This is a genomic window from Halorubrum coriense DSM 10284, from assembly GCF_000337035.1.
Lineage (GTDB): Archaea > Halobacteriota > Halobacteria > Halobacteriales > Haloferacaceae > Halorubrum > Halorubrum coriense.
In genome coordinates, this window is the sequence record NZ_AOJL01000050.1 from 1 (window position 1) to 880 (window position 880).

1 pseudogene is annotated in these 880 nt (G+C 61.6%); it reads right to left on the reverse strand.

The annotated features are described in order from the left end of the window. Positions 1-739: 739 nt before the first annotated feature. Positions 740-880 (reverse strand): annotated as a pseudogene (locus C464_RS17500) (rolling circle replication-associated protein); the annotation flags it as partial.

Genomic DNA, 880 nt, shown 5'->3' on the forward strand with positions numbered 1-880 from the left:
CGGGGGCGTGCGGATCGGGCGGCCCTCGAGCCGGGTACGCCGGCTCTCGGGCAAATCAAGATCGCCCGATCCTTGCGGTGGATCGGCGCTTAGTCGTCCAGACCGAGCGTTTCCGTGAACCGTCGAAACACTTACTGACTCGGCTGAGAGAGGACAGAGCGAGGACGAACCCTCCGGCCAAGAGGTTTCCACCGGGCGATTCTGCCACAAATCGCGTCCGGTGGAATCGTCCGTCGCCCGGGCCTTCTCCGGGCATTCACTCACGTTGCGTAGCTTTGACTGCGACGAGAACGACTAGCCCCTTAAAGAATACTGACCTTTCACCCCGGCAGAACATCTACCTATCCCGATACTACCAACACGCCCACATATTGTTATTAGCAGTTCTAACCATAGCCAGACAGAACCCGAAACCGCATGACAGCGCAGGGGTCGCCGATCGCCCCGGAGTATCACCCATCACAACTTACCGCCGTCTTGCGATTCTTCCCCCTGTCGAATCCCGGCCCTATCCGTACAATCGCAGGACGGCGTAAGGATACCCCTGTCTGAACCGCCACAACTTACCGCCGTCTTGCGATTCTCCCACCACAATCACTCGCCCCTCCGCTCCCTAATCGCAGGACGGCGCAAGGGTCGCCGAAAATCGAACCGACCCCACCACCCACCACAGGGACCTATAACGGTGTCTAGGGGGACCCCACCCGGCACCTCTCACCTCGCGGTGGGACCGACCGATCTAGTCTGGTGGCGGTCCTCTATCCTCGTCGCGCCGGAAGTCTCCCGACGCAGCCGACACCCAGTCCTCGACGATCGGATCCCACGCCATCAGTGACCAGTCCTCCTCGAGCGCACTGCCGTCACGATCGTCGCCGCCCGG